Below are 26,460 nucleotides of genomic sequence, written 5' to 3' on the forward strand. Positions count from 1 at the left end.
ATCTATGCGAAAAGAAATTGCACCTGAATTATACAACTATAACAAGTTTCCTGGTCCTGAGTTTCATTTACACGGGGACAAGGTTGAAACGGAAGGGATAGCTTTTTCCTTGGTGGAAAATATCAAGGATGCCTTTGATGTGACGGCTTTTAATCAGCGTTTTTCAGAAGTCTTAACCAAGTTTGATTATATCGTGGGAGACTGGAGCAACGAACAGCTTCGCCTACGAGGTTTTTACAAGGATGATCGAACAGAAGAAAAACTTGAAAAAATCAGTCGTTTACAAGACTACCTTTTAGAGTATTGTAGTTATGGTTGTGCCTATTTTGTCTTAGAAAATGAAGCCCCTAAGCGAGCTTCATTTGACAAGAAAATGCGTAAGAAGGAAGAAGAAACACCTTCTAGAAAAGGAAAGAAACCGACTCAAACAAAACGAAAACCGAATGCAGATAAGAAAAATAGACGTCGTCAGAAAGACCAGCATTCTCAGAAAGAGGACAAGGGGCAACGTCATTTTGTCATTCGTCAGAAGTGAGTAGAGAATAAGGAGAAGAAATGAAACCGTCAATTTATAGTTTAACACGTCAAACCATGCAGGAATGGGTTTTGGAGCAGGGAGAAAAGAAATTCCGTGCAGACCAAATTTGGGAATGGCTTTACCGTAAACGTGTCCAGTCATTTGAAGAGATGACCAACCTTTCTAAGGATTTGATTGCTAAACTTAATGACCAGTTTGTGGTCAATCCCTTGAAACAACGTATCGTTCAAGAGTCTGCTGATGGGACAGTTAAATATCTCTTTGAGTTGCCTGATAGTATGTTGATAGAGACTGTACTTATGCGTCAACACTATGGTTTGTCAGTCTGTGTGACCACTCAGGTCGGCTGTAATATCGGTTGTACCTTCTGTGCTTCTGGTTTGATCAAGAAACAACGTGACCTCAATAACGGTGAAATCGTAGCGCAAATCATGCTGGTTCAGAAGTACTTTGATGAGCGTGGTCAGGACGAACGCGTCAGCCATATTGTTGTCATGGGTATCGGTGAACCATTTGATAATTACAACAATGTCTTGAATTTCGTTCGTACTATCAATGATGACAAAGGAATGGCCATCGGTGCTCGTCACATTACGGTTTCAACCTCAGGTTTGGCCCATAAAATTCGTGATTTTGCTAATGAAGGAGTTCAGGTCAATCTTGCCGTTTCCCTTCATGCACCTAATAATGAACTGCGCTCAAGCATCATGAAGATTAACCGTGCCTTTCCGATTGAAAAACTCTTTGCGGCTATTGAGTACTATATCGAAACAACCAATCGCCGTGTGACCTTTGAGTATATCATGCTCAATGAAGTTAATGATGGTGTAGAACAAGCCTTGGAATTGGCTGAATTGCTCAAGAATATCAAGAAATTGTCTTATGTAAACTTGATTCCTTATAACCCAGTTAGTGAGCATGACCAATATAGCCGTAGTCCTAAAGAGCGCGTCCTGGCCTTCTATGATACGCTTAAGAAAAAAGGTGTTAACTGTGTTGTTCGTCAAGAGCATGGTACTGATATTGATGCAGCTTGTGGACAATTGCGTTCTAATACAATGAAACGTGACCGCCAGAAAGCAGTCGCAGCAGTCAATCCTTAATGATGAAGAAAACTTATAATCATGTTTTGGTCTGGGGAGTTATTTTATATAGTATTTGTATCATCTACTTTTGCTTTACTCCTCAAGAACATTCTCCTGTGGGAGTGGAAACTCCAGGTATTCAACATCTTGGACGCCTGGTTTTTCTTTTGACTCCTTTCAATTCTTTCTGGAAACTGGGCCAAGTGAGTGACATTGGACAATTATATTGGATTTTTCTACAAAACATCCTTAATGTCTTCTTGCTTTTTCCTTTGGTGTTCCAACTCCTTTATCTCCTTCCAAACTTGCGGAAAACAAGAAAAGTGCTCTTTTTTAGTTTTCTAGTGAGTCTTGGAATCGAGTGTACGCAGTTAGTCTTGGACTTTTTCTTTGATTTTAATCGCGTCTTTGAAATGGATGATTTGTGGACCAATACCTTGGGTGGCTATCTGGCTTGGCTTCTCTATAAACAATTACATAAAAACAAGATAAGGAATTAAAATGAGTATTTTAGAAGTTAAAAATCTGAGTCACGGTTTTGGTGACCGTGCAATTTTTGAAGATGTGTCCTTCCGTCTCCTCAAGGGGGAACATATCGGTCTGGTTGGTGCCAATGGTGAAGGGAAATCAACCTTTATGAGTATTGTGACTGGTAAAATGCTGCCAGATGAAGGGAAGGTTGAGTGGTCCAAATATGTGACCGCTGGTTACTTGGATCAGCACTCCGTCCTTGCTGAAGGGCAGTCGGTACGCGATGTTCTCCGTACGGCCTTTGATGAGCTATTCAAAGCTGAAGCCCGTATCAATGACCTTTATATGGAAATGGCTGAAGACGGATCAGATGTTGATGCTCTCATGGAAGAAGTGGGAGAACTTCAAGACCGTTTGGAGAGTCGTGATTTCTATACCTTGGATGCTAAGATTGATGAAGTAGCGCGTGCCCTTGGTGTCATGGACTTTGGCATGGATACGGATGTAACCTCTTTGTCAGGTGGGCAAAGAACCAAGGTACTTTTGGCTAAACTCCTCCTTGAAAAGCCCGATATCTTGCTTTTGGACGAGCCGACCAACTATTTGGATGCTGAGCATATTGATTGGCTCAAGCGCTATCTCCAAAACTATGAGAATGCCTTTGTCCTTATTTCACACGATATTCCATTCCTCAATGATGTTATTAATATTGTCTATCATGTGGAAAATCAACAGCTGACGCGTTACTCTGGTGACTACTACCAGTTCCAAGAAGTCTATGCTATGAAGAAATCTCAGCTAGAGGCAGCCTACGAACGTCAGCAGAAAGAGATTGCCGACCTTAAGGACTTTGTTGCCCGAAACAAAGCGCGTGTTGCAACACGAAACATGGCCATGTCCCGTCAGAAGAAATTGGATAAGATGGATATTATCGAACTGCAAAGTGAGAAACCAAAACCATCATTTGATTTCAAACCAGCTCGTACGCCAGGGCGCTTTATCTTCCAAGCCAAGGATTTGCAGATTGGTTATGACCGTCCTCTGACCAAGCCTTTAAATCTTACCTTTGAACGTAATCAAAAGGTTGCTATTATCGGTGCCAATGGTATCGGGAAAACAACTCTCTTAAAATCTCTCTTAGGTATTATTCCACCAATTGCTGGGGAAGTTGAACGCGGTGACTACCTAGAACTTGGTTATTTTGAACAGGAAGTAGAAGGTGGTAATCGCCAAACCCCACTAGAGGCTGTCTGGAATGCCTTTCCGGCCCTCAACCAAGCAGAAGTCCGTGCAGCCCTTGCCCGTTGTGGTTTGACAACCAAGCATATTGAAAGCCAAATTCAAGTCTTGTCAGGTGGGGAACAAGCAAAAGTGCGTTTCTGTCTCTTGATGAATCGTGAAAACAACGTTTTAGTGCTGGACGAGCCGACCAACCACTTGGATGTGGATGCCAAGGATGAACTCAAACGTGCTCTCAAAGAATACAAGGGGTCTATCCTTATGGTCTGCCACGAACCAGACTTCTATGAAGGCTGGATGGACCAAATCTGGGATTTTAATAATTTAACTTAAGAATGAGAGTAAAAGAAATACAGTACCGAATGTGGATACTGTATTTTTTTGGTTTTTATGATTTAAAATTGTAGTCTTTCACCACTTCGATGCTATCGATAGTGATAGCAGTAGTTGGTTTATCTTTTTCATCTTTTTCTGCTTTGGCAATTTTATCTACAACATCCATGCCCTCGATAACCTGACCAAAGACAGGGTGTTTCCCATCGAGACTAGGATTTCCACCTTCTTTATAGGCTTCGATGATCTTTTTAGGATATTTGCTTGTAGGAAGTTTGGCAGAAATATCTGTTGTATTTTGGTTGATAAAGAATTGACTACCATTGGAATTTGGTTGACCAGTATTGGCCATTGAAAGTGAACCACGGATATTATAAAGATAAGGAGAAATCTCGTTTTTAAAACCAGTTCCCTTGTCTTTTGTCTTGTCTTTATCGTGCCAGATAGATTGGCCACCTGTGCCATCACCCTTAGGATCTCCAGTTTGAACCATAAAGCCGTCTATAACACGGTGGAAGGTGATACCATTGTAATATCCTTCCTTGGCATGAGTTAGGAAATTCTCAACTGCTAGAGGTGCTAACTTTGGAAAAAGTTTGATACGGATGTCCCCTTGACTTGTGTGGAGAATCACTTCGGCTTCATCTTCAGCTACTTCCTTGGAAAGTTGAGGGAAGTTGGCATTTTCGTTTGTCAAAGCATCATTTAATTCCTTGGTAGATTGGGCAGCTGCTTTGGAACTTTCTTCAGCAGCAAGACTGGAATCAACATAGTCATCACCACGCAGACTGCGTTGAATGCTGCTACACCCAGCTAAGGCTACAGTGGACAGTAAAAGAAGGGTTGCTAGTTTTTTCATTCTGATCCTTTCAAAAATTCATTTCTACCATTGTACCCTAAAAGGAAGGAGATTTCAAATATTAGTGACAAGTCAGTTTTACAGTCAACAATCAAAAAAATCGCTTGCTTAGAGGTTTTTCTTTGGATGACGGTCGATAATTCCCTTGTATTGTTCCAGTATTTGCTCCCCCTTAGTATTTATGACATTCTCTTTATGATTTTTCTTTAAAATATAACAAATTTCTAAATGGTTTAAAAATTTTATAGTCTGTCAAGTTTTTTTCTTGACACCTGCCAGAAATCTGATATAATAGAACATGTGCTAAATAGCTCAGCTATTTCACCGAAATAAAAAAAATAAGAAAAGAGAATTTAAAAATGGCAGTTAAAATCCGTTTGACTCGTATGGGTTCTAAGAAAAAACCTTTCTACCGTATCAACGTAGCAGATTCACGTTCACCACGTGACGGACGTTTCATCGAAACAGTTGGAACTTACAACCCACTTGTTGCTGAAAACCAAGTAACTTTGAAAGAAGACCGCGTTCTTGCATGGTTGGCTGATGGAGCTCAACCTTCAGATACAGTTCGCAACATCCTTTCAAAAGAGGGTGTATTGAAGAAATTCCACGATTCTAAATTCTCAAAATAAGTTTAAAGTAGGTTGACAGATGGATACGATTGAAAATCTCATTATTGCGATTGTGAAACCCTTGATTTCACAACCAGATGCCTTAACTATCAAGATTGAAGATACACCAGAGTTTTTGGAATATCATTTGGATCTTGATCAAAGTGATGTGGGTCGTGTAATCGGTCGTAAGGGTCGCACTATTTCTGCGATAAGAACGATTGTCTACTCTGTCCCAACTGAAGACAAAAAAGTAAGAATCGTTATTGACGAAAAATAAGAAGGGCGGGACGGATGTCTCGCTTTTTTGCGAGGAATAGAAGAAAGGTTTAACGTTTAGACAATTTCAATACTACCTACTGGAACATTACCAGCAGTCTCGGACTGAGGAAGATCTCTTTATGAAGTTAGTGGAGGAAAACGGAGAAGTAGCTTAGGTTTTGAATGGTCGTTCTGGTAGAAAAAAGGGCGTTCAGGATTCTAACGAGGAACTAGCAAAAGAACTGGCTGATATCATTCACTACACTGTCGCAATTGCGGCCATCAACGACATAGATCTAACCAAGATCATTTTTGAAAAAGATAAAAAGGCGGCTATAAAATATCAGCATGAACGAGATTTGGAAGGATTTTTAGAGAATTTCAAAGAGAATAAGAAATGATTTTTTTCTTATAAAGAAGATTTCACCTATATTGGCCTAGCTAGTAACATAGAAAACAATGAAATTGGCAGTTTATATTATCAAAGTAAGGAATCTCCAAGAGGCAGATAAGTTGGAACTTGTGAGACAAGAACGAGAAAGGCAGACTAGACTAGTAGAGTCCTTTTTAGGCAATGAAAAAGATAAACGGTGAAAATAGGCATAAAAAACCAATCCTAGAAATGCATCTAGCATTTTACTATGCTACAATGGAAAGACAGTCTCAAAGAATTCTAGTCAATCAATCTTGAGAATAGCTATTTTTAAAAGGAGTAACAGTCTATGAACGAGAAAACAAAAGCTTACCTAGCAGCCTTATCCTTTTCAGCAATCATTGGATTTTCTTTTTTATTTACTAAGATTGCTTTAGGCTATGCCAGTCCTCTCACAAACTTAGCGCATCGCTATACAATCGCAGCTTTAGTAATGGTCGTTCTTCATCAAACCAAACTTATCAAAGTGAGTTTAAGTAGAAAAGATATTCTTTCTATTCTTCCTATGAGTCTTTTCTATCCGCTTTTCTTTTTTATTTTTCAATCCTTTGCTTTACAGTATATATCGTCTTCTGAAGCGGGAATTCTACAGGCTCTTGTCCGGATTTTTACGCTCCTTTTAGCATCAGCCTTTCTCAAGGAAAAGACAAGCTTGCTTCAAAAGTTCTTTTTATTTTTATCCGTAGCAGGAGTAGTTTTCATCTTCCTTAGTAAAGGAGCTAACTTTGGTACTGAGACTGCTAGCTTTGGCTTTCTCTTGATGTTGGGATCTGTTCTCGCCAGTGCAATAAACAATATCCTCAGCAAGTCCAAAGGAGGACGCTATCGGGCTATGGATATGACAGCTGTTGTGATATTTGTTGGCTTCGTCACCTTTAATACGCTGAGTCTGACCTCGCACTATCTAGATGGCAACATATTAGCTTACTTTGCGCCACTTGGACAGGTATCTTATCTGATTTCAATTCTCTATTTGGGAATTCTAGCCTCTATCGTTACTGGTAGTCTCTCTATCTATGCTATCGTTCGACTTGGAGCATCGACCGTCAGTGTCTTTGGTAATCTTGGAACAGTTTTGACTATTCTAGCCGGAGCTCTTATCCTCCATGAACCAATTTATAGTTACCATGTGATAGGAGCCACTATGATTATTACTGGAATTTTAGGAATGAATCTGATGAGAAAAAAGTAAAGATTACTTAGCAGTCTTTTTCTTAATCCAAGTCATTCAGAAAATTCAAAAATTTTAATGTGATCAAGTTTAGAACACGATGATTTCAATATAGCATGATAAAATAGATAAAAAGAATGACACTAGGATAAAGAGGAGAGAGTTTAGAAATGAAGCAAAATGATATAGCTGAAGTTATTGCTTTTTATAACAGAAAACCTGAGACTTTGGTACGTCACATTATACCAGTTTTAGATTGTGACTTGGCTGTTTATCATCGCCCTGGAAGCTCAAGTAAAGGACACATTATTTTTTATCATGGAGCTTGTGGCCGTAGTCAGATGTGGGCCCACCAGTATGATGATTTTGATGGATTTGACCTCTACTTTGTCAATGTTCGAGGACAGGGTGAATCACCTATGAAAGTTGGTTTACCTGACTTAGAAGGTGCTGTTCAAGATGTAGATGCTATTTTGTCCTATTTCCAGTTGGATAAGGTGATATTGGTTGGTCATTCTTGGGGAGGGAATCCACTTCAAGAGTACACCTATCGCCATCCAGAAAGAGTTCTAGCCTTGGTCATGGTAGATAGTTGGGGACAGCATCGATACCTATCAGATAAAGAGAGAAATCGCATAAAATATAGTTCTCTTATGTATAAAACGGTTCCTTGGAAGGTGATTGCAGACAAGAACTCAAAAATGTGTACAGATAATCCTATCACAAGAGAATTAGTCAAGACGGCCATTATAGAAACTGGGAGAGATGTTTTCTTGAATCTTGGAATCACAGGTTTCTTAGCTGTCCATGAGATAGAGGGTTATCATGAAAATCCTCCTATGCTATTAGTAAGAGGCGAAAAGGATTTTCCCAAACACCTAAAAATAATCTACGATGGTATCATTGCCTTAAATCTCAATGCGCGTCAAGTAACGATTTCAGATAGCAAACACCAACCGATGAATGATCATCCTGAAGAGTTTAATCAAATAATTGGTGAATTCTTTGAAGAAGTAGTAGCTCTGTAAGATGAGATTTATCCAACTTGAGAAAATCCCTGGAACGTGATAAAATAAAGGATAAGGATTTTTTATAATTCATTATACAGAATGAGTGGATTTCTTTATGAAGAGGATTGAAGTATCTACAGAAATTGGTAGTCTCTCTGTTACTTATCAAAAGCAAAAGAAAGTGCTAGTTTGTTTAAGTGGCGCAGGTTTGTTACCAAGTTATGAAAATTTTTCACTTATACTCGAAAAACTTCCTCCCACAATTGGTTATTTGACAATTGATTTTCCAAACACAGGTAGAAGTCCGATTCATGACCAAGCTGGAAAAAATCTGGATAATCTTGCAGATGCGGTTTATGAAGTACTTGAAGAATTGGCGATTTCTGAATATATACTTTGTGTACATAGTTTGAGTGGAATTTTAGCTTGTAAATTGCTCAAGAAACCAATTAAGTATCAGGCTTTAGTAGCAATGGAACCGACAACTAAAAAAGTTATGTTTGCTGATTTTTCAGAAAATCCTTATCCAGAAATGGAAGAGCAGATGAGGCTGATTGAGGAGTGTGGTCCTGAACTTTATTTTAAAAGCTTAACTCAAGCCACATTTAGCCCTGAAATCAATAAAGAAATCTGGGAAATAATGCTAGAAAAAGGTTCAGAGTTGCAAAATCAAGATTCAGAATTTCAGATATCTGGAGAGATTACTGAGGAAGATTTTGAGAATTTGTCGATAGAATTTCATGTCCCTGTATTTATTTTTTGTCAGGATTATAGAGAAAAAGAGTACAGAGAATCAGAATATTGGACTTCCAATGCTAAACTCATTTTAGGAGGGAATCACCATTATTTACAATGGTCAGAATCAGAAAAAATTGCGACTATTATTCAAAAGTTGTCAGAATAAGATGGAAAGAAGGAGACTACAGGAGACAAGATGAACTACTTTAATGTTGGGAAAATCGTCAATACGCAGGGCTTACAGGGTGAGATGCGAGTCTTGTCTGTGACGGATTTTGCAGAAGAACGGTTTAAAAAAGGGGCTGAGCTGGCCTTGTTTGATGAAAAAGATCAGTTTGTTCAAACAGTAACTATTGCTAGCCACCGTAAACAGAAGAACTTTGACATCATTAAATTCAAAGATATGTACCATATCAACGCTATCGAAAAGTACAAAGGATACAGTCTCAAGGTCGCTGAGGAAGATTTGAACGATCTAGACGATGGTGAATTCTACTATCACGAGATTATCGGTTTGGAAGTCTATGAGGGTGATAACTTGATTGGAACCATCAAGGAAATCCTGCAACCAGGGGCTAACGATGTCTGGGTGGTCAAGCGAAAAGGCAAGCGTGATTTGTTATTGCCTTATATCCCACCAGTGATTCTCAATGTTGATATTCCGAATAACCGCGTTGATGTGGAAATCTTAGAAGGGTTAGACGATGAAGATTGATATTTTAACCCTCTTTCCAGAGATGTTTTCTCCGCTAGAGCACTCAATCGTTGGAAAGGCTCGTGAAAAAGGGATCTTGGATATCCAGTATCATAATTTTCGAGAATATGCTGAAAAGGCCCGCCATGTAGACGACGAGCCGTACGGAGGCGGACAGGGGATGTTGCTCCGAGCACAACCTATTTTCGATGCCTTTGACGCTATTGAAAAGAAAAATCCGCGCGTGATTCTCCTTGATCCTGCAGGGAGGAAATTTGATCAGACTTACGCTGAGAATTTGGCTCAAGAAGATGAACTAATCTTTATTTGTGGGCACTACGAAGGTTATGATGAGCGTATTAAGACTTTGGTGACAGATGAGATTTCTCTGGGTGATTATGTCTTGACTGGAGGAGAATTGGCGGCCATGACTATGATTGATGCTACGGTTCGCCTGATTCCAGAAGTGATTGGCAAGGAATCTAGCCACCAAGATGATAGTTTTTCTTCTGGTCTTCTTGAATATCCTCAGTACACACGTCCCTATGATTATCGAGGTATGGTCGTGCCAGATGTACTGATGAGCGGGCACCATGAAAAGATTCGTCAGTGGCGACTGTATGAGAGTTTAAAGAAAACCTACGAGCGCAGACCGGATTTGTTAGAAAATTATCAACTGACAGCAGAAGAAGAAAAAATGCTGGCAGAAATCAAAGAAAACAAAGAATAAAGGAGAAACCTATGCAAGTAATCAAACGTGATGGCGAAATTGCTGAATTTAATCCAGATAAGATTTACCAAGCTATTTTAAAAGCAGCTCAGACTGTCTATGTATTGACAGATGATTTGCGTCAAAATCTTGCACAAGTCACTAAGAAAGTCGTTTTGGACTTGGAGGAAGCCAAGGTAGAACGTGCCACTATTAGCATGATTCAGTCTATGGTTGAACATCGTTTACTGGGTGCAGGTTATATTACCATTGCAGAACACTACATTTCCTATCGTCTACAACGTGACTTGGAAAGAAGTGGTTACGGAGATCATATCGCGGTTCATTTACATTTTGAACAAGTTCGCTAAGAAAAAAGAGTGGGATGAAGCAACTACATCTCACTCTTTCTTAAATCTATTTTTTTGGGCTGTTTGGACGGTTGAAGGGACAAATCGCAGGCGTTGAATATCGCTTATTCGGATAATACGGGTCACATTTTTGGCGAAATTTTTCACGATAATTTGTTGGCGTTGCTGATCGTATTTGATGATGTCACCTGTAAAGCTTGTCTCAGACAAGATAAGGTGAACAGCGGTTTGTTTCTGGATAGCCTCTTCAATAGTGGCTGTAAGGGAGTTGCTTTCAGTCTGGTCAACTTGGTCATGTCCATTTAAAAAGTCATATATTTTATCTAAAACTTGCTGGAATTTATGTCTCATATTGGCCTCCCTTCTTTTATATCAATATTATATAAAATTTTCCTAAAATCTACAAGATTTTACGAATAAACTAATGAAAGCTAAAAAAGGAGAAGAAAATGGCAGAATTTACATTTGAAATCGAAGAGCACTTGTTGACTCTTTCTGAAAACGAAAAAGGTTGGACCAAGGAAATCAATCGTGTGAGCTTTAATGGTGCTCCTGCTAAGTTTGATATTCGTGCTTGGAGTCCAGATCATACTAAAATGGGCAAAGGAATTACTCTCTCAAATGAAGAATTTCAAACCATGGTGGATGCCTTTAAAGGCAACTAATACTCAATGAAAATCAAAGAGCAAACTAGGAAGCTAGCCGTAGGTAGTACTTGAGTACGGCAAGGCGAAGCTGACGTGGTTTGAAGAGATTTTCGAAGAGTATAAGTTTTCAAAATGAAAGAAAAGGATATTGAGTCATGACAACTCGATATCCTTTTTTAGTGAGCAAAGTAAGCCTGATTTTTAAGGCGTTGAAGTAGTGGACGGCTAATAATACTAATAGCAATAATTTTACCAAGATCTGGGATGATAAAGGGAAATACCCCCACAACAAGAGTTTTTTCAAATGGCATTCCAGCTAGGAAATGCAATCCAATGATTCCACCAACAAAGACAAGTGTATCCCCAAAGAGATTTGCTAGAAAAATTCTGACAAAACCACTATCGCTGTTAGTTAGAGAAGAGGTAAGTCCAGAATAAACAAGATAAAACCAAAGATACCCCGCAGTAGGACCAATCAAAGCATGAAATCCAGCTCCACCTCCTGCAAAGACAGGAAGACCGATAGCGCCTAGAAGAAGATAGAGTCCAACAGAAAGTACAGCCTCTCTCGGTCTAAAGACAGTAGCAATCAAGCCGATTGCAAAGTTCTGCAGAGTGAAGGGAACGGGTCCAATTGGAAGACTGATTTGTGCTAAAACTGCAATGAGAGCAGCCCCAATAGCAGGGATGGCATAAACGTGAGCTTTTTTCAAAATAGTTAACCTCTTTTCTGATATATAGTAACTATTATACTTAAATCAACACTATTGTCAACCTGTTTAAGTAACATGGGTAACAAAAACTGTAACGGCCGATTTGATTGACAAGAGAAATTTGATAATTGTTTTTTATCGATTTGTAAATCAGTTTTATATATAGATAATCCCATTTTATACATAAAAAATATACTATAAATACTTGACAAACTAAAAAATAAGTGCTACATTAATAAATGTAAACGGATACATTTATATGTGTTCAATTTTAAAAGGAGGGGTAGTTATGAGATATTTTAACGACTCTAGATACCATAACGGTGATTAAAAACCTAAATATAATCAATTCATATTAAAGTAATATGGATGGACTAAAAAGGGGACTGTTGCTTATTCTTCATCAAATATTTTAATTAAAGGAGAAGTAAAATGAAAAAAAGAATTAACAAGAAAGCATCTGTTTTTCTAGTCGCAAGTGTTTTAAGTTTTAGCTTTGCTACTGTAGCTAGTATTGTTAGTGCAACTACAGCACACCCTGCTCCAAGTCCCATTATTGATGTATGGGAATATGGTGTAAATGATAACTCTGGTTATTCGAATTACTTTGTTAGTTCTCCAGATAATATTGGTTCAAAATCTTCAGTAACGAATTTTTGGGGAACAGTTAAAGCTCAGGATAAACAAGATTATGGATGGGCATATTCAAGTGCTACAAAATCTTGGAGCGATGTTCGATTAAATGCATATTGGGATTATTATAGATTTTAAAAATAATTTATGAAAACAAGAGACCCAATTATAAAATAGGGTCTCTTGTAATATGGTAATTGCTTATGAAATTAAAATTATGTATCATTGGATTCTTCTTCTGTTTGATTGCTGCAATTGGTTGGGTCACTATTAGCGATACAGAAATGCCCATACCTTTACCAATTGATGGTGCTTTTTCTATTCAAGGAAAAAGCAATCTTTCAAATAACGAAATATACGAAATGGTTCGTGATTTATCAAAATCGGAAAAGGTTACCATTTACAAGCCCATCGTTCAGAGTTCGGGTCAGTTGAGGTATGTAAATTTTGATGATGTAAATAATGAACAATTAAAGTCAACACCAATAATAGGGATGTATTACACCCTTGGGAAAATGGATATAGATAGTTTGAAACCACTTACGATGACGGGGTTGCAAACAGTATATATGGCTTATCCTTGGTATATAGGAGGAATCTTACAATTTACTGGAACTTTAAGAATACTGTTAATGGGTTCAATTTACTTAACTTTATTAGTTGTGTTATTTGTTGTTAGAACGAAGCAGATTAAAGAAGGAGTGATACGACGTTCTTTGGGATTGCCTGTATACGATCTAAGAAGAGATTATGGTATTTCTCTTATTTTTGAACTGATTATGATGGCTTTATTGATGATTTCTTACAGTTCTTTTTTGGGAAATGGTTTCTTCACCTATAGTTCTAAGTTATTTTTCTCTCTGATTTTAACGAATTTTATACTATTTCAAATCATTGATCTCATCACCTTTGTTTTATTTTGGTTGACGATTCAGGTTGAAAAGCCTATTGAAATTATTAAAAACAAGGCAAAAAATAAACTTATTTTTGTCGTATGGCTTGCCATTATTTCGATTATTATCCTTATCTCAGGAGTTTTTTTACAAGAAACAAAGAGTAGTCAATCCAGTATTAACATTCAGATACAGAATTTAGTACCATGGGACACAGTAAAAGACTGGAGAAGGATTGAGTTCCTTGGAATTGAAAGTAACTCTACTAAAAATGGAGAAGTTAATGATTCGGATGGTCAGTATCTACAGATAGCTGCTTCCTTAAAAAACTTAGATTATTTATATATAGATCGATCCTCAGCATATGTTCCAGATTTCATGAAAACTTCACATGTTATGGAAAATTTTTCTAAACAATTAGAAAATGACGGAATAACGAATCCAGAAATAAATAAAGAGTTGATTTATATCAATCAAACAGGTGCTAACCTACAAAATAAAGTGAATGGAACAAACTATCATCTTTTAGATAATAAGATAGCAACCATTTATATTCCTGAGAAATGGAAAGAAAATCAGAAATCTATTGAGAATACAGTTGTAGCAGAACAATTTATTGGAACAAACTATACAAAAGAAGAAATTGCAGTACAAATAATTCCTGATGGTGATAAAATTTTTTATTTCAATGAAGATGCTGATGATAATCATAAAATGAAAGAGCTTTTACCAATGGCAAGTGTAGCAGATAGCACAGATAACATTGTTGTTGTGTTAGATACGGACAAAATGATTGAAAACAACAAGTTTTCTTTGGCTAGTAATATAACAACTAAGTCTCTTTTTAGTCCTGAGGCGGTAAATAAAATAAATGAAATGGCTACCCAGTTGAATGTTTCAATGAATCCAGTAGATGTTTACCAAATTGTGAAATTAAAGATCCAGTCCTTAGAGCACCAAATTCTACTTTCACAAATTTTGCAGAAGATAATTTACAGTATTGTCTTTATACTCATTTATCAATATGTCCAACTTTATATTACCCTAAAACAGAATGAATATGTGAAGAAAATCATTTTAGGTCTGTCAAAAACATATATAGCAATTTCAAGTCTCAAGTATTTTATGATGACTATTACAATCGTTATCCTATTTACATTTCTTATGACAGGTCAAATAGAGTTGCTATATATTGGTCTTGCTTCTCTGCTCGTTTTGATGTTGTCAATAATCATGAGTTTTAGAAAATTATCTGAAAGCTACACTAAAATTTTAAAAGGAGATGAAACATGACAATTGACCTTTTGAACGTTTCAAAAAGTTTCGGCTCAAAAAAGATCTTTACAGACTTAAATTTAAAATTTGAATCTGGAAAAAGTTATGCATTGATTGGAGGTTCTGGCTCTGGTAAAAGTACCCTTCTTAATATTATAGGAAGATTAGAAAAAATTGACAGTGGGAATGTTTTAGTTGATAAACAAGATATTTGGAAGATAAAAGAAAGAACTTTTTTTAAAAATACTGTTGGATATGTATTTCAGAATTATTCTTTAATAGATAACAAAACAGTATATGATAATTTGAAACTTATCACTAAAGACAAAAAAACAATAACTGATGTACTTGAAAAAGTAGGACTGTCAAGTGACTATTTACATCAAAAAATATATGAATTGTCTGGAGGGCAGGCTCAACGTGTAGCTATTGCCAGAATGTTAATGAAACCACGTAAAATTATCTTAGCAGATGAGCCTACAGGAGCTTTAGATGGTGAGATTGGAAAAGAAATTATTCGTTTATTATTGAATGAAAGAGATGAAGATAAATATGTCATTATAGCGACGCATGATCCAGCTGTCTATAACGAAGTTGATGTGATCATTGATATGAAAGATATAGGGGATAATGTATGAAAAAGATAATTTATATTGCTTTGATCTTTGTAGCTGGAATGCTTGCCATTTTCTTCTTTGGAAAACAAATGATCACAAAAGAAAATACCAATAAACCAACACTGGAGTTAATAGTCTATACGCTTTCTTCTAGTGATACAGAAAAATGGAATAAAGTGAAACAAGTAGAAACAGAAGAAGCTACATATATCATAACTGTGAAAGAAGTAGCGTCTTCAGAAGAAGTATTTTCAAACATCATTGCAAATGGAGCTGCTGCGGGGTTCGGAGTTCGTGAAGAAGAAGTGAAGCAATTTAATAATAATTTAGGAGACACTATTGAGGACTCTAAGCATAATAAACTCATTGGAATAGAATTTTTTACTTTTTCTAATGCTGACGAGGGATTTGTAGTAGCAAATTTTGACTACGGTAGTGAAGAGTTGAATTCTCAGAAAAAAGATATGAAAGAGTTATATAAAAAAATATATGAATCTTTTAAAGAAAAGAATAAATGATTGTGTTATAATCCTTATATTTTGTTATGGTTTGTTAATTGATTTTTGCATATCTTATTTCAACATACTATAAAATAAAACATAAGAAAACGAGTATCTCCAACTACGGCAATACTCGATTTTTGATATTTAGAAGTGTTTTTTGCTCTGCTTCTTTTGTTTCGATTAACGCATGGTTACAAATTCTTCGGATGCAGTTGGGTGAATCGCCACAGTTGCATCAAAGTCAGCCTTGGTTGCTCCCATCTTAATAGCAACGGCAAAACCTTGAATCATTTCATCAACACCGTATCCAATTCCATGAAGTCCAACAACTTTTTCTTCTGAACCAGCTGTGATCAATTTGAAACGTGTTTCTTGGCGGTTGCAAGTGCAAGCAGAGTACATAGAAGTAAAGCTTGATTTGTAAACCTTGATTTGGTCTTGACCGTATTCTTTAATAGCTTGCTCTTCGGTCAATCCAACCGTTCCGATAGCAGGGTGTGAAAAGACAACAGTTGGAATGGTTGAGTAGTCCATTTTAGCAGTAGTTTTGCCGTTAAAGAGACGTTCAGATAAAGTACGTCCAGCCTTGATAGCAACTGGAGTCAGTTCTTTTTCACCTGTTACATCACCTAAAGCGTAGATTCCCTCAACAACAGTATTTTGATATTCATCCACTTGGATAAAGCCACGTTCGTTCAGAGTCACTCCAGCTTTTTCAAGTTGCAAGCCCTTAACGTTTGGACGGCGACCTGTAGCCCAGATAACTTGGCTAGCTGTGTGACTAGTACCATCTTCAAAATGAATGGTAATGCCTTCAGCAGTTTTTTCTAACTTAACAGGGACTTTGTGAGTATGCAGTGGCAAGTTTGTTCTTTCCATTTCCTTGACCAAACCTTCAACGATATAAGAATCAAAACCACGTAAAGGACGATCACGGCGAACAAAGAGGTCTGTCTTGACACCAAAAGTGTGGAGTACGCCAGCTAGTTCAATAGCGATATAACCAGCGCCTAGAATAGCAACTGACTCTGGAAGTTCTTCCCAGGCAAATACATCATCAGAAGAACCACCTAGTTCTGCACCAGGAATATTTGGAATACTTGGATGGGCACCAGTAGCAATCACGATATGTTTAGCACGAATCAGTTCACCATTTACGCTGACAGTATGAGAATCTACAAATTCAGCATGGCCTTCAATCAGGTCTACGCCGTTGCGTTTAAAACTGCCATCATAAGAAGAACGAGCGCGATCGATGTAGGCTTCACGATTGCGACGTAGGGTTGCAAAGTCAAAGTTAAGATCAGTAGTTTTAAAACCGTAGTCTTCTCCAAATTGATGGAAAGTCTCAGCGATTTGTGCCCCGTACCACATGATTTTTTTAGGAACACAACCGACGTTGACGCAGGTTCCACCTAATTTCTTTTCCTCAATAACGGCTGCTTTGGCTCCGTGTTCACCAGCACGGTTCATGGTAGCAATTCCTCCGCTACCTCCACCGATAGCAATGATATCGTATTCTCTCATTGTAAACTCCTTTGTACTCTTTTAAATAGTAGAGTGTCATTTTTTGATAGTCATATTCTATCTTTTTTTTGATGTGATTGCAAAAATCTGCTACGTTCAAAAAAAATAAAGAAAAGGCTTGCAAAAAAGAAAAATAAAGTGTATTATATAACTAGTACAATGATTGTAAAATAAATTCCGAACAATAATTAAATCCTGAAATGTCATTATTTCGTTCTGAAATGTTATTGTTTCAAATTGATAATTTTTGTATAATTATAATATTGTTAAGAACTTTAAATCAAAAAGGAGTTTCATTATGAAAAAGAATGGTAAAGCTAAAAAGTGGCAATTGTATGCAGCAATTGGTGCTGCAAGTGTAGTTGTATTGGGTGCTGGGGGCATTTTGCTCTTTAGACAACCTTCTCAGACTGCTGTAAAAGATGAGGCTACTCATCTTGTTGTTGCCAAGGAAGGAAGCGTGGCATCCTCTGTTTTATTGTCAGGGACAGTAACAGCAAAAAATGAACAATATGTTTATTTTGATGCTAGTAAGGGTGATTTAGATGAAATCCTTGTTTCTGTGGGTGATAAAGTCAGTGAAGGGCAGGCTTTAGTCAAGTACAGTAGTTCAGAAGCCCAGGCGGCCTATGATTCAGCGAGTCGAGCAGTTGCTAAGGCAGATCGTCATATCAACGAACTCAACCAAGCGCGAAATGAAGCCGCTTCAGCTCCGACTCCACAGTTGCCAACACCAGCAGGAGGCGAAGGAGCTGCAGCGCAAACTCCAGCTCCAGTAGCAGGAAATTCGGTATCCTCTATTGATGCACAATTAGGTGATGCCCGTGACGCACGTGCAGATGCAGCAGCGCAATTAAGCAAGGCTCAAAGTCAGTTGGATGCAATGACGGTTCTCAGTACCTTAGAGGGAACTGTGGTCGAAGTCAACCGTAATGTTTCTAAATCTCCAACAGGAGCTAGCCAAGTAGTAGTTCATGTCGTAAGTAATGAAAACTTGCAAGTTAAGGGGGAACTATCTGAATATAACCTTGCCAACCTCTCTGTAGGACAAGAAGTAACCTTTACTTCTAAAGTTTACCAAGATAAGAGCTGGACTGGTAAGATTAGCTACATTTCTGACTACCCTAAAAACAATGGTGAAGCAGCAAGTGCAGCTACTGCCGCAGCAGGTGGTAATTCTGGTTCTAAATATCCATATACCATCGATGTTACAAGTGAAATCGGTGATTTGAAACAAGGATTCTCAGTAAGTGTTGAGGTCAAGAACAAGAGTAAAGCCATTTTGGTTCCTATAACAAGTATTGTGACTGAAAATGATAAGAACTATGTCTGGGTGCTTGACGAGCAGAAAAAGGCCAAGAAAGTGGAAGTTAGTTTGGGTAATGCTGATGCAGACAACCAAGAAATCACTTCAGGTCTGACAAATGGAGTCAAGGTCATCAGTAACCCAACGTCTTCTCTAGAGGAAGGAAAAGAGGTGAAGGCTGATGAAGCAACTAATTAGTCTAAAAAATATCTGCAGAAGCTACCGTAACGGTGACCAAGAACTGCAGGTTCTCAAAAATATCAACCTAGAAGTGAATGAGGGTGAGTTTGTTGCCATTATGGGACCATCTGGTTCTGGTAAGTCAACCCTCATGAACACGATTGGCATGTTGGATACACCAACCAGTGGAGAGTATTATCTTGAAGGTCAAGAAGTGGCTGGACTAGGTGAAAAACAACTAGCCAAGGTCCGCAACCAACAAATCGGATTTGTCTTTCAGCAGTTCTTTCTTCTATCTAAACTCAATGCTCTGCAAAATGTAGAATTACCCTTAATTTACGCAGGAGTTTCGGCTTCAAAACGGCGCAAGTTAGCTGAGGAATATCTAGATAAAGTTGAATTGACAGAACGTAGTCACCATTTGCCTTCGGAATTATCTGGTGGTCAAAAGCAACGTGTGGCTATTGCGCGTGCCTTGGTAAATAATCCTTCTATTATTCTAGCGGACGAACCGACAGGAGCCTTGGATACCAAAACAGGGAATCAAATTATGCAACTATTGGTTGAACTAAATAAAGAAGGAAAAACCATTATCATGGTAACGCATGAGCCTGAGATCGCTGCTTATGCCAAACGCCAGATTGTCATTCGAGATGGAGTTATTTCATCTGATAGTGCTCAGTTAGAAAAGGAGGAAAACTAAGATGCAGAATCTGAAATTTGCCTTTTCATCTATCATGGCACATAAAATGCGCTCTTTTCTCACTATGATTGGGATTATCATTGGTGTTTCATCAGTTGTTGTGATTATGGCTCTGGGAGATTCTATGTCTCGTCAGGTCAATAAAAATATGACCAAGTCACAGAAGAATATCCATGTTTTTTTCTCACCTATTAAAAGTAAAGATGGCTCTTTTACCCAAAAGCAATCAGCATTGACAGTTTCTGGGAAAGAAGAGGAAGTTCCTGTGGAACCACCAAAACCACAAGAAGCTTGGGTCAAGGAGGCTGCTAAAGTTAAAGGTGTAGATAGTTACTATGTAACCAACTCGACCAATACCACCCTGTCTTATAAAGACAAAAAAGTGGAGCGCGCTAGCTTGACAGGTGGAAATATTACTTACATGAAGGCGGTTGAAAATGAAATTGTTGCAGGCCGCAGTCTCATAGCTCAGGATTATAAAGATGTGGCCAGTGTCATTTTGCTAGACCAAGAACTTGCTAATAGCCTGTTTGGATCTGCTCAAGAAGCTGTTAACCAGGTTATAGATGTTGGTGGCTTTAGCTATCGTGTCATTGGTGTCTATACCAGCGATGAGGCCAAGACTGCCAAGACTTTTGGTATTGGTGGACTTCCAATTACGACTAATATTTCTCTTGCCAATAACTTCAATATGGATGAAATTTCTGATATTGTCTTCCGTGTCAATGATACCAGTTTGACACCAACAGTGGGACCAGAATTAGCTAGAAAATTGACCGAGATTGCTGGTCTTCAGCAAGGGGAGTATCAGGTGGCAGATGCGACTGCAGCCTTCCAAGAAGTACAACAACTGTTCGGCTTTATAACTACGATTATTAGTGCCATTGCAGGAATTTCACTTTTTGTTGGAGGGACTGGTGTTATGAACATCATGCTGGTTTCTGTTACAGAGCGTACGCGTGAGATTGGTCTCCGTAAGGCTTTGGGTGCAACGCGTGCCAATATTTTAATTCAGTTTTTGATTGAATCCATGATTTTGACCTTGCTTGGTGGAGTTATTGGTCTAACCATTGCGACAGGCTTAACAGCTATAGCTGGTCTACTCTTACAAGGATTGATAGCTGGTATAGAAGTAGGAGTATCAATCCCAGTTGCCCTATTTAGTCTTGCAGTTTCAGCTAGCGTGGGTATGATTTTTGGAGTTTTGCCAGCCAACAAGGCATCGAAACTTGATCCAATTGAAGCTCTTCGTTATGAATAGAATCAACAAGATGGACACTCGTCTATCTTGTTTTTGTATGGATTTCCCTATCGAAAATCATTAAAAATGTGATATAATGAAGTGTTAGAAAAACAGGTTTCATTTGCCTGGAAAGGAAAAATTATGTCTGAAAAGAATTTTTATATTACAACGCCGATTTACTATCCATCTGGAAAACTTCATATCGGATCTGCCTACACAACCATCGCATGTGATGTCCTAGCACGTTACAAACGCCTGATGGGCTACGATGTTTTTTATTTGACAGGTCTTGACGAGCATGGTCAAAAAATCCAGCAAAAAGCAGAAGAAGCTGGAATTACACCACAATCCTACGTTGATGGTATGGCTGTTGGAGTCAAAGAACTCTGGCAATTACTAGATATCTCATACGATAAATTTATCCGTACAACTGATGACTACCATGAAAAAGTTGTCGCGCAGGTCTTTGAACGCTTGCTTGCTCAAGATGATATTTACTTGGGTGAATACTCTGGTTGGTATTCAGTATCAGATGAGGAATTCTTTACAGAAAGCCAACTTGCAGAAGTATTCCGTGATGAAGCCGGAAATGTAACGGGAGGTATCGCTCCATCAGGACACGAGGTTGAATGGGTATCTGAAGAATCATACTTCCTTCGTCTCAGCAAATACCAAGACCGTCTAGTAGAATTTTTCAAAGCTCATCCTGAATTTATCACTCCAGATGGTCGTCTGAATGAAATGCTTCGCAACTTTATCGAGCCAGGTTTAGAGGATTTGGCAGTTTCTCGTACAACCTTTACATGGGGTGTTCCGGTACCATCAAATCCTAAACACGTTGTCTACGTTTGGATTGATGCTCTTCTTAACTATGCGACAGCTCTTGGTTACGGTCAAGACGAACATGGTAACTTTGACAAGTTCTGGAATGGAACAGTCTTCCACATGGTAGGAAAAGACATCCTTCGATTCCACTCAATCTACTGGCCAATCCTTCTTATGATGTTAGATATCAAATTGCCAGATCGTTTGATTGCCCATGGTTGGTTTGTTATGAAAGACGGCAAAATGTCTAAGTCTAAAGGGAATGTGGTCTATCCTGAAATGTTGGTAGAGCGCTATGGACTAGATCCGCTTCGTTACTACCTCATGCGTAGCCTTCCAGTTGGTTCAGACGGAACCTTTACTCCAGAAGACTACGTTGGCCGTATCAATTATGAATTGGCAAATGACCTCGGAAACCTCCTCAACCGTACGGTTTCTATGATTAACAAGTACTTTGATGGGCAAATCCCAGCATACGTAGAGGGAGTGACAGAATTTGACAGCGCTCTTGCCCAAGTAGCGACTGAATCAATTGCTGAATACCATACACACATGGAAGCAGTTGACTACCCACGTGCACTTGAAGCGGTCTGGACGCTTATCTCTCGTACTAATAAATACATTGACGAGACAGCTCCATGGGTCTTGGCTAAGGATGAAGCGCATCGTGATCAATTGGCAAGTGTTATGAGCCACTTGGCAGCCAGCCTTCGTATCGTTGCTCACTTGATTGAGCCATTTATGATGGAAACCAGTCGTGCAGTCTTGACTCAACTTGGCTTGAATGAAGTTTCTAGTCTTGAAAACTTGAACTTAGCTGACTTCCCTGCAGGTGTAACTGTAGTTGCCAAAGGAACACCAATCTTCCCACGTCTGGATATGGAAGAAGAAATCGCCTATATCAAGGAACAAATGGAAGGCAACAAACCAGCAGTCGAAAAAGAGTGGAACCCAGACGAAGTTGAACTCAAACTAAACAAGGAAGAAATCAAGTTTGAAGACTTTGACAAGGTCGAAATCCGTGTCGCAGAAGTCAAAGAAGTGTCTAAAGTAGAAGGCTCTGATAAGTTGCTCCAGTTCCGTCTAGATGCTGGTGATGGTGAAAATCGTCAAATTCTTTCAGGAATTGCAAAATACTATCCAAATGAACAAGAATTGGTCGGCAAGAAAGTTCAAATCGTTGCCAACCTCAAACCTCGTAAAATGATGAAGAAATATGTCAGCCAAGGGATGATCCTATCAGCTGAACATGATGGAAAATTAACCCTCCTTACAGTTGATCCAGCTGTACCAAACGGAAGTGTGATTGGGTAAAAATAAAACACTAAAGTCAGTTGGAAGACAAAGTCCTTAGACTACAAGTTTCTAAGGATTTTTCTATGTGTAGAGTTGTATATTAGTATAATAGATGTAAAAATGGTTGAGAAATGTTGCCTAAGTCTCACAAAGAAAATCAAGACTACAAATATAATCAAGTTGGTTTTTACGCGCTAGTTGAACTCATTTCGTAAGACCATTTTCTTGGTCGCAGGTACTTATTCCTCGGATAAAAGGTGTTCTAGTTTATCCCCTGTTACATATGTTGGTTAAAATTCCTCCCATCTAATGTTTCTGAGGTTTCAGTTTCATGCTCCAAACCATCAAGGACATTGAGGTCAATACCGTCTATCGTTGATTTAAGGGGGATTGAAACGATAAAATTCCTCATTTTACAACTTATGGTAAGGATTACAGACATCGTTTTCATGATAAGGAAATAATAGAGCAAATTTTTAATCAGGTCCTATCTATTGTATAGAGGAAAGATTTGATTGACCCGATAGAATGACTTCTAATGTAGAAGTATAATAGATTTTTTGGTATAATAAAAGTTATGGAAATCGAAAAAACCAACCGTATGAATGCGCTCTTTGAATTTTATGCGGCGCTTTTGACAGATAAGCAAATGAATTATATTGAGCTCTACTATGCTGATGATTACAGTCTCGCTGAGATTGCCGAAGAGTTTGGTGTCAGTCGTCAGGCTGTCTATGATAATATCAAGCGGACAGAAAAGATTCTGGAAGATTATGAGATGAAATTGCACATGTACTCGGACTACATTGTCCGCAGTCAGATTTTTGACCAGATCTTGAAGCGCTATCCCAAGGATGACTTTCTGAAAGAGCAGATAGAAATTTTAACAAGCATTGATAATAGAGAATAAGAGGAAGAAAAATGGCATTTGAAAGTTTAACAGAACGTTTACAGAACGTCTTTAAAAATCTACGTAAAAAAGGAAAAATCTCTGAATCTGATGTCCAAGAGGCAACCAAAGAAATTCGCTTGGCCTTGCTTGAGGCCGACGTTGCCTTGCCTGTTGTAAAGGACTTTATCAAGAAAGTTCGTGAGCGTGCAGTTGGGCATGAGGTCATTGATACCCTTAATCCTGCGCAACAAATTATTAAAATCGTTGATGAGGAACTGACAACCGTTTTAGGTTCTGATACGGCAGAGATTATCAAGTCTCCTAAGATTCCGACGATTATCATGATGGTCGGTTTGCAGGGGGCCGGTAAAACAACCTTTGCAGGTAAACTGGCCAACAAACTCAAGAAAGAAGAAAATGCTCGTCCTTTGATGATTGCGGCGGATATCTATCGTCCTGCGGCTATTGATCAGCTGAAGACACTGGGACAACAGATTGATGTGCCTGTTTTTGCTCTTGGGACAGAGGTTCCAGCTGTTGAGATTGTTCGTCAAGGTTTGGAACAAGCCCAAGCCAATCACAACGACTATGTCTTGATTGATACGGCAGGTCGTTTGCAGATTGATGAGCTTTTGATGAATGAACTTCGTGACGTAAAAGCATTGGCTCAACCAAACGAAATTCTTCTCGTTGTTGATGCTATGATTGGTCAAGAAGCGGCCAATGTTGCGCGTGAGTTTAATGCTCAGTTGGAAGTGACTGGGGTTATCCTTACCAAGATTGATGGGGATACTCGTGGTGGTGCGGCTCTATCTGTTCGCCACATTACTGGAAAACCAATCAAGTTCACTGGTACGGGTGAAAAGATTACGGACATTGAAACCTTTCACCCAGACCGTATGTCTAGCCGTATCCTTGGCATGGGGGATATGCTCACTTTGATTGAGAAAGCTTCTCAGGAATACGATGAGCAAAAAGCCCTTGAAATGGCTGAGAAAATGCGTGAAAACACCTTTGATTTCAATGATTTCATCGATCAATTGGATCAGGTGCAAAACATGGGGCCGATGGAAGACTTGCTCAAGATGATTCCAGGGATGGCTAACAATCCAGCCCTTCAAAACATGAAAGTGGATGAGCGCCAGATTGCTCGCAAACGTGCTATTGTGTCTTCCATGACACCTGAAGAACGTGAAAATCCAGATTTGTTAAATCCAAGCCGTCGCCGTCGTATAGCTGCTGGTTCTGGAAATACCTTTGTTGAAGTTAATAAATTCATCAAAGACTTTAATCAGGCCAAACAGCTCATGCAGGGTGTCATGTCTGGGGATATGAACAAGATGATGAAGCAGATGGGAATCAATCCAAACAACCTTCCTAAAAATATGCCAAATATGGGAGGAATGGATATGTCTGCCCTTGAAGGAATGATGGGACAAGGCGGTATGCCTGACCTGTCAGCTCTCGGAGGAGCAGGAATGCCAGATATGAGCCAGATGTTTGGTGGCGGACTAAAAGGTAAAATCGGTGAATTTGCTATGAAACAGTCAATGAAACGCATGGCGAATAAAATGAAAAAAGCTAAGAAGAAACGCAAATAAAAAAGGAAAGCAGAAGTGCTTTCCTTTTTGATATAACATATGTGCTTTCTATGATTAGGCAATTTTCTTAATCGAAAAATTGACTAAATAGAAAGAGAGATTTCAAATCCTTGCGTCCATTCGGATTTTACTGTGATTTCGATTTTTAAAGCATCTGCTAATTGTTTGACTAGATAGAGCCCCATACCTGTTGATTTTTTCCTTGTATCACCTGAATCACCTGTAAAGCCTTTTTCAAAGATATGAGGGAGGTCACAAGCTTTAACTCCGCAACCATTATCCCTAATAATCAGACTTGTGCGCCCCTTATCTTTTGACATAGAAATACTGAGTTCGGGCTTGTCAGAGCTATATTTAAGGGCGTTGGCGAGGATTTGAGAGAGGATAAATTCAAAACTGCGTTGATCGGTGTAGCAGATTCCTTGTATGTTCTCTAGCTGAATCGTAAATTTCTTTTCTTTGAGCAAGGGATCAAAGTTTTCCAAAAGATCTTGGATACACTCTTGGAGGTCAAGGTCTTCAAATAGAAAATCATTTTTTTCACTTTTCACCCTGTAATAGAATAGTATCTGTGATACATTTCCTTGGATTTGATTTTTCACATAGTCCAACTTAAAAGTTGTATCCTTTGGCAACTGGTCACTTTGATTGTCCAAAAGGAGGGAAAGAAGCGATAGAGGGAGTTTGATTTCATGAGCCCATTTTTCAACATAGTCCTCGTATTCGGCTAGTAATGAGTTGAGCTTTCCTATTTCCGCTTGCCTTTGGTAAAGCGCATTTGCGATTTCTTCGATGCTTTCTTTCTCTGAGGCACTTGATAAACGCAATAATTCCAGCTCAGTATCGACCTTGGGATTGGCTATGAAGGCTTTATAGGCAGCGGATTTTTTTCTTTCTTTTCTTATCAGTAGGAATGATAGGATGAAAAAGAGCAGGACAGTAGCTAAAAGATAGAGAATGATGAGGGCTTGAAACTTTCTCACGTCTGAAAGCCAAAGCAGGACAGCTGTGAATAGATCAAATGCTAAGAGAACAAGTAACCAAGGCAGATAGGTAGCCAAATATTTAGGATTCTGTTTCATA

The 26,460-nt window shown here is 38.5% G+C and carries 29 protein-coding genes and 1 pseudogene; 24 read left to right on the forward strand and 6 right to left on the reverse strand.

Features of this window, described 5'->3' with window-relative positions; genetic code table 11:
• The first annotated feature begins 4 nt into the window (after positions 1-4).
• The 4 genes from ADH52_RS09790 to ADH52_RS09805 are packed head-to-tail and all read left to right on the forward strand — an operon-like array spanning position 5 to position 3,666.
• Positions 5-535 (forward strand): YutD family protein, encoded by a 531-nt coding sequence (locus ADH52_RS09790; RefSeq protein ID WP_049511066.1) that lies wholly within the window; start codon positions 5-7, stop codon positions 533-535.
• 20 nt (positions 536-555) lie between these two features.
• Positions 556-1,641, forward strand: coding sequence for a 23S rRNA (adenine(2503)-C(2))-methyltransferase RlmN (gene rlmN, locus ADH52_RS09795; protein WP_049511067.1), 1,086 nt, complete (start codon positions 556-558; stop codon positions 1,639-1,641).
• The gene (locus ADH52_RS09800) at positions 1,641-2,123 is read left to right on the forward strand and encodes a VanZ family protein (protein WP_049511068.1); all 483 of its coding nucleotides are present in this window, start codon (positions 1,641-1,643) and stop codon (positions 2,121-2,123) included. The genes rlmN and ADH52_RS09800 overlap by 1 nt, the downstream gene beginning before the upstream one ends.
• Before the next feature lies 1 nt (position 2,124).
• Positions 2,125-3,666 carry an ABC-F family ATP-binding cassette domain-containing protein gene (locus ADH52_RS09805; RefSeq protein WP_049511069.1) on the forward strand — a complete coding sequence of 514 codons (1,542 nt, stop codon included), beginning with the start codon at positions 2,125-2,127 and terminating at the stop codon, positions 3,664-3,666.
• A 55-nt stretch (positions 3,667-3,721) separates the two neighbouring features.
• On the opposite strand, the gene ADH52_RS09810 is transcribed toward ADH52_RS09805, so the two are convergent.
• Complete coding sequence (locus ADH52_RS09810; protein ID WP_049511070.1) at positions 3,722-4,525, reverse strand: peptidylprolyl isomerase; 804 nt, start codon at positions 4,523-4,525, stop codon at positions 3,722-3,724.
• Positions 4,526-4,884: 359 nt separating this feature from the next.
• Here ADH52_RS09810 and rpsP point away from each other — a divergent pair, with 359 nt between their 5' ends.
• The 9 genes and pseudogenes from rpsP (at position 4,885) to ADH52_RS09855 (ending at position 10,523) form a co-directional block, all read left to right on the forward strand.
• A complete protein-coding gene (rpsP, locus tag ADH52_RS09815) occupies positions 4,885-5,157 on the forward strand; it encodes a 30S ribosomal protein S16 (protein ID WP_000268760.1) in 273 nt (90 codons plus the stop codon).
• 19 nt (positions 5,158-5,176) lie between these two features.
• Complete coding sequence (gene kphA / locus ADH52_RS09820) at positions 5,177-5,416, forward strand: RNA-binding protein KphA (RefSeq protein ID WP_000379617.1); 240 nt, start codon at positions 5,177-5,179, stop codon at positions 5,414-5,416.
• Positions 5,417-5,495: 79 nt separating this feature from the next.
• Positions 5,496-5,798 (forward strand): annotated as a pseudogene (locus ADH52_RS09825) (MazG nucleotide pyrophosphohydrolase domain-containing protein).
• Positions 5,799-6,119: 321 nt separating this feature from the next.
• On the forward strand, positions 6,120-7,022 hold the full coding sequence (locus ADH52_RS09830) for a DMT family transporter (protein ID WP_049511071.1): 903 nt from the start codon (positions 6,120-6,122) through the stop codon (positions 7,020-7,022).
• Between the two features lie 149 nt (positions 7,023-7,171).
• The gene (locus ADH52_RS09835) at positions 7,172-8,029 is read left to right on the forward strand and encodes an alpha/beta fold hydrolase (RefSeq protein WP_049511072.1); all 858 of its coding nucleotides are present in this window, start codon (positions 7,172-7,174) and stop codon (positions 8,027-8,029) included.
• Between the two features lie 97 nt (positions 8,030-8,126).
• A complete protein-coding gene (locus ADH52_RS09840) occupies positions 8,127-8,915 on the forward strand; it encodes an alpha/beta fold hydrolase (RefSeq protein ID WP_049511073.1) in 789 nt (262 codons plus the stop codon).
• Between the two features lie 30 nt (positions 8,916-8,945).
• Positions 8,946-9,464, forward strand: coding sequence for a ribosome maturation factor RimM (gene rimM / locus ADH52_RS09845; protein ID WP_045611339.1), 519 nt, complete (start codon positions 8,946-8,948; stop codon positions 9,462-9,464).
• Positions 9,454-10,173, forward strand: a complete 720-nt coding sequence (gene trmD / locus ADH52_RS09850) for a tRNA (guanosine(37)-N1)-methyltransferase TrmD (protein WP_049511074.1) — start codon at positions 9,454-9,456, stop codon at positions 10,171-10,173. The genes rimM and trmD overlap by 11 nt, the downstream gene beginning before the upstream one ends.
• A gap of 11 nt (positions 10,174-10,184) precedes the next feature.
• A complete protein-coding gene (locus ADH52_RS09855; RefSeq protein ID WP_001196041.1) occupies positions 10,185-10,523 on the forward strand; it encodes an ATP cone domain-containing protein in 339 nt (112 codons plus the stop codon).
• A 30-nt stretch (positions 10,524-10,553) separates the two neighbouring features.
• Here ADH52_RS09855 and ADH52_RS09860 read toward each other — a convergent pair whose 3' ends face one another.
• Positions 10,554-10,874, reverse strand: coding sequence for a hypothetical protein (locus ADH52_RS09860; protein WP_049511075.1), 321 nt, complete (start codon positions 10,872-10,874; stop codon positions 10,554-10,556).
• A gap of 98 nt (positions 10,875-10,972) precedes the next feature.
• Between ADH52_RS09860 and ADH52_RS09865 the strand changes: the two genes are divergently transcribed.
• Positions 10,973-11,188 (forward strand): YdbC family protein, encoded by a 216-nt coding sequence (locus ADH52_RS09865; protein WP_000807422.1) that lies wholly within the window; start codon positions 10,973-10,975, stop codon positions 11,186-11,188.
• A 158-nt stretch (positions 11,189-11,346) separates the two neighbouring features.
• Here ADH52_RS09865 and ADH52_RS09870 read toward each other — a convergent pair whose 3' ends face one another.
• Positions 11,347-11,883 carry a biotin transporter BioY gene (locus ADH52_RS09870; protein ID WP_049511076.1) on the reverse strand — a complete coding sequence of 179 codons (537 nt, stop codon included), beginning with the start codon at positions 11,881-11,883 and terminating at the stop codon, positions 11,347-11,349.
• A gap of 432 nt (positions 11,884-12,315) precedes the next feature.
• Here ADH52_RS09870 and ADH52_RS09875 point away from each other — a divergent pair, with 432 nt between their 5' ends.
• From ADH52_RS09875 to ADH52_RS09890, 4 genes are all read left to right on the forward strand, one after another.
• The gene (locus ADH52_RS09875; protein WP_000746106.1) at positions 12,316-12,654 is read left to right on the forward strand and encodes a hypothetical protein; all 339 of its coding nucleotides are present in this window, start codon (positions 12,316-12,318) and stop codon (positions 12,652-12,654) included.
• A gap of 65 nt (positions 12,655-12,719) precedes the next feature.
• Positions 12,720-14,702: an ABC transporter permease gene (locus tag ADH52_RS09880; protein WP_033677480.1), complete on the forward strand. Its 1,983-nt coding sequence runs from the start codon at positions 12,720-12,722 to the stop codon at positions 14,700-14,702.
• Positions 14,699-15,322, forward strand: a complete 624-nt coding sequence (locus ADH52_RS09885; protein WP_000151033.1) for an ATP-binding cassette domain-containing protein — start codon at positions 14,699-14,701, stop codon at positions 15,320-15,322. Before ADH52_RS09880 ends, ADH52_RS09885 begins: the two co-directional genes overlap by 4 nt.
• Positions 15,319-15,819, forward strand: coding sequence for a hypothetical protein (locus tag ADH52_RS09890; RefSeq protein ID WP_000721122.1), 501 nt, complete (start codon positions 15,319-15,321; stop codon positions 15,817-15,819). Before ADH52_RS09885 ends, ADH52_RS09890 begins: the two co-directional genes overlap by 4 nt.
• A 165-nt stretch (positions 15,820-15,984) precedes the next feature.
• On the opposite strand, the gene gor is transcribed toward ADH52_RS09890, so the two are convergent.
• Entirely contained in the window at positions 15,985-17,331 is a 1,347-nt protein-coding gene (gor, locus tag ADH52_RS09895; RefSeq protein WP_049511077.1) for a glutathione-disulfide reductase, read from the reverse strand.
• A gap of 295 nt (positions 17,332-17,626) precedes the next feature.
• On the opposite strand from gor, the gene ADH52_RS09900 reads away from it, so the two are divergent.
• From ADH52_RS09900 to metG, 4 genes are all read left to right on the forward strand, one after another.
• A complete protein-coding gene (locus ADH52_RS09900; protein WP_049511104.1) occupies positions 17,627-18,835 on the forward strand; it encodes an efflux RND transporter periplasmic adaptor subunit in 1,209 nt (402 codons plus the stop codon).
• A complete protein-coding gene (locus ADH52_RS09905; protein WP_000811471.1) occupies positions 18,819-19,520 on the forward strand; it encodes an ABC transporter ATP-binding protein in 702 nt (233 codons plus the stop codon). The genes ADH52_RS09900 and ADH52_RS09905 overlap by 17 nt, the downstream gene beginning before the upstream one ends.
• 1 nt (position 19,521) lies before the next feature.
• Positions 19,522-20,781 (forward strand): ABC transporter permease, encoded by a 1,260-nt coding sequence (locus tag ADH52_RS09910; RefSeq protein ID WP_049511078.1) that lies wholly within the window; start codon positions 19,522-19,524, stop codon positions 20,779-20,781.
• A 123-nt stretch (positions 20,782-20,904) separates the two neighbouring features.
• Positions 20,905-22,902 (forward strand): methionine--tRNA ligase, encoded by a 1,998-nt coding sequence (gene metG / locus ADH52_RS09915; protein WP_049511079.1) that lies wholly within the window; start codon positions 20,905-20,907, stop codon positions 22,900-22,902.
• A 259-nt stretch (positions 22,903-23,161) separates the two neighbouring features.
• Here metG and ADH52_RS11870 read toward each other — a convergent pair whose 3' ends face one another.
• Complete coding sequence (locus ADH52_RS11870; protein ID WP_399553097.1) at positions 23,162-23,296, reverse strand: hypothetical protein; 135 nt, start codon at positions 23,294-23,296, stop codon at positions 23,162-23,164.
• Positions 23,297-23,461: 165 nt separating this feature from the next.
• Here ADH52_RS11870 and ADH52_RS09920 point away from each other — a divergent pair, with 165 nt between their 5' ends.
• On the forward strand, positions 23,462-23,794 hold the full coding sequence (locus ADH52_RS09920) for a putative DNA-binding protein (protein WP_049511080.1): 333 nt from the start codon (positions 23,462-23,464) through the stop codon (positions 23,792-23,794).
• Positions 23,795-23,805: 11 nt separating this feature from the next.
• A complete protein-coding gene (gene ffh, locus ADH52_RS09925) occupies positions 23,806-25,377 on the forward strand; it encodes a signal recognition particle protein (protein WP_042751012.1) in 1,572 nt (523 codons plus the stop codon).
• A gap of 83 nt (positions 25,378-25,460) precedes the next feature.
• Here the strand turns inward: ffh and ADH52_RS09930 are convergent, their stop codons facing one another.
• A complete protein-coding gene (locus ADH52_RS09930) occupies positions 25,461-26,459 on the reverse strand; it encodes a sensor histidine kinase (protein ID WP_049511081.1) in 999 nt (332 codons plus the stop codon).
• Position 26,460: the final 1 nt, after the last annotated feature.

The organism is Streptococcus pseudopneumoniae (assembly GCF_001072665.1).
Lineage (GTDB): Bacteria > Bacillota > Bacilli > Lactobacillales > Streptococcaceae > Streptococcus > Streptococcus pseudopneumoniae_S.

What these genes read in the sequence shown, in the direction of transcription:
- ADH52_RS09790 (WP_049511066.1), top strand. Translation starts at nt 5, where the DNA reads ATGCGAAAAGAAATTGCACCTGAATTATACAACTATAACAAGTTTCCT.
- rlmN (WP_049511067.1), top strand. Translation starts at nt 556, where the DNA reads ATGAAACCGTCAATTTATAGTTTAACACGTCAAACCATGCAGGAATGG.
- ADH52_RS09800 (WP_049511068.1), top strand. Translation starts at nt 1,641, where the DNA reads ATGATGAAGAAAACTTATAATCATGTTTTGGTCTGGGGAGTTATTTTA.
- ADH52_RS09805 (WP_049511069.1), top strand. Translation starts at nt 2,125, where the DNA reads ATGAGTATTTTAGAAGTTAAAAATCTGAGTCACGGTTTTGGTGACCGT.
- ADH52_RS09810 (WP_049511070.1), bottom strand. Translation starts at nt 4,525, where the DNA reads ATGAAAAAACTAGCAACCCTTCTTTTACTGTCCACTGTAGCCTTAGCT.
- rpsP (WP_000268760.1), top strand. Translation starts at nt 4,885, where the DNA reads ATGGCAGTTAAAATCCGTTTGACTCGTATGGGTTCTAAGAAAAAACCT.
- kphA (WP_000379617.1), top strand. Translation starts at nt 5,177, where the DNA reads ATGGATACGATTGAAAATCTCATTATTGCGATTGTGAAACCCTTGATT.
- ADH52_RS09830 (WP_049511071.1), top strand. Translation starts at nt 6,120, where the DNA reads ATGAACGAGAAAACAAAAGCTTACCTAGCAGCCTTATCCTTTTCAGCA.
- ADH52_RS09835 (WP_049511072.1), top strand. Translation starts at nt 7,172, where the DNA reads ATGAAGCAAAATGATATAGCTGAAGTTATTGCTTTTTATAACAGAAAA.
- ADH52_RS09840 (WP_049511073.1), top strand. Translation starts at nt 8,127, where the DNA reads ATGAAGAGGATTGAAGTATCTACAGAAATTGGTAGTCTCTCTGTTACT.
- rimM (WP_045611339.1), top strand. Translation starts at nt 8,946, where the DNA reads ATGAACTACTTTAATGTTGGGAAAATCGTCAATACGCAGGGCTTACAG.
- trmD (WP_049511074.1), top strand. Translation starts at nt 9,454, where the DNA reads ATGAAGATTGATATTTTAACCCTCTTTCCAGAGATGTTTTCTCCGCTA.
- ADH52_RS09855 (WP_001196041.1), top strand. Translation starts at nt 10,185, where the DNA reads ATGCAAGTAATCAAACGTGATGGCGAAATTGCTGAATTTAATCCAGAT.
- ADH52_RS09860 (WP_049511075.1), bottom strand. Translation starts at nt 10,874, where the DNA reads ATGAGACATAAATTCCAGCAAGTTTTAGATAAAATATATGACTTTTTA.
- ADH52_RS09865 (WP_000807422.1), top strand. Translation starts at nt 10,973, where the DNA reads ATGGCAGAATTTACATTTGAAATCGAAGAGCACTTGTTGACTCTTTCT.
- ADH52_RS09875 (WP_000746106.1), top strand. Translation starts at nt 12,316, where the DNA reads ATGAAAAAAAGAATTAACAAGAAAGCATCTGTTTTTCTAGTCGCAAGT.
- ADH52_RS09880 (WP_033677480.1), top strand. Translation starts at nt 12,720, where the DNA reads ATGAAATTAAAATTATGTATCATTGGATTCTTCTTCTGTTTGATTGCT.
- ADH52_RS09885 (WP_000151033.1), top strand. Translation starts at nt 14,699, where the DNA reads ATGACAATTGACCTTTTGAACGTTTCAAAAAGTTTCGGCTCAAAAAAG.
- ADH52_RS09890 (WP_000721122.1), top strand. Translation starts at nt 15,319, where the DNA reads ATGAAAAAGATAATTTATATTGCTTTGATCTTTGTAGCTGGAATGCTT.
- gor (WP_049511077.1), bottom strand. Translation starts at nt 17,331, where the DNA reads ATGAGAGAATACGATATCATTGCTATCGGTGGAGGTAGCGGAGGAATT.
- ADH52_RS09905 (WP_000811471.1), top strand. Translation starts at nt 18,819, where the DNA reads ATGAAGCAACTAATTAGTCTAAAAAATATCTGCAGAAGCTACCGTAAC.
- ADH52_RS09910 (WP_049511078.1), top strand. Translation starts at nt 19,522, where the DNA reads ATGCAGAATCTGAAATTTGCCTTTTCATCTATCATGGCACATAAAATG.
- metG (WP_049511079.1), top strand. Translation starts at nt 20,905, where the DNA reads ATGTCTGAAAAGAATTTTTATATTACAACGCCGATTTACTATCCATCT.
- ADH52_RS11870 (WP_399553097.1), bottom strand. Translation starts at nt 23,296, where the DNA reads ATGAGGAATTTTATCGTTTCAATCCCCCTTAAATCAACGATAGACGGT.
- ADH52_RS09920 (WP_049511080.1), top strand. Translation starts at nt 23,462, where the DNA reads ATGGAAATCGAAAAAACCAACCGTATGAATGCGCTCTTTGAATTTTAT.
- ffh (WP_042751012.1), top strand. Translation starts at nt 23,806, where the DNA reads ATGGCATTTGAAAGTTTAACAGAACGTTTACAGAACGTCTTTAAAAAT.
- ADH52_RS09930 (WP_049511081.1), bottom strand. Translation starts at nt 26,459, where the DNA reads ATGAAACAGAATCCTAAATATTTGGCTACCTATCTGCCTTGGTTACTT.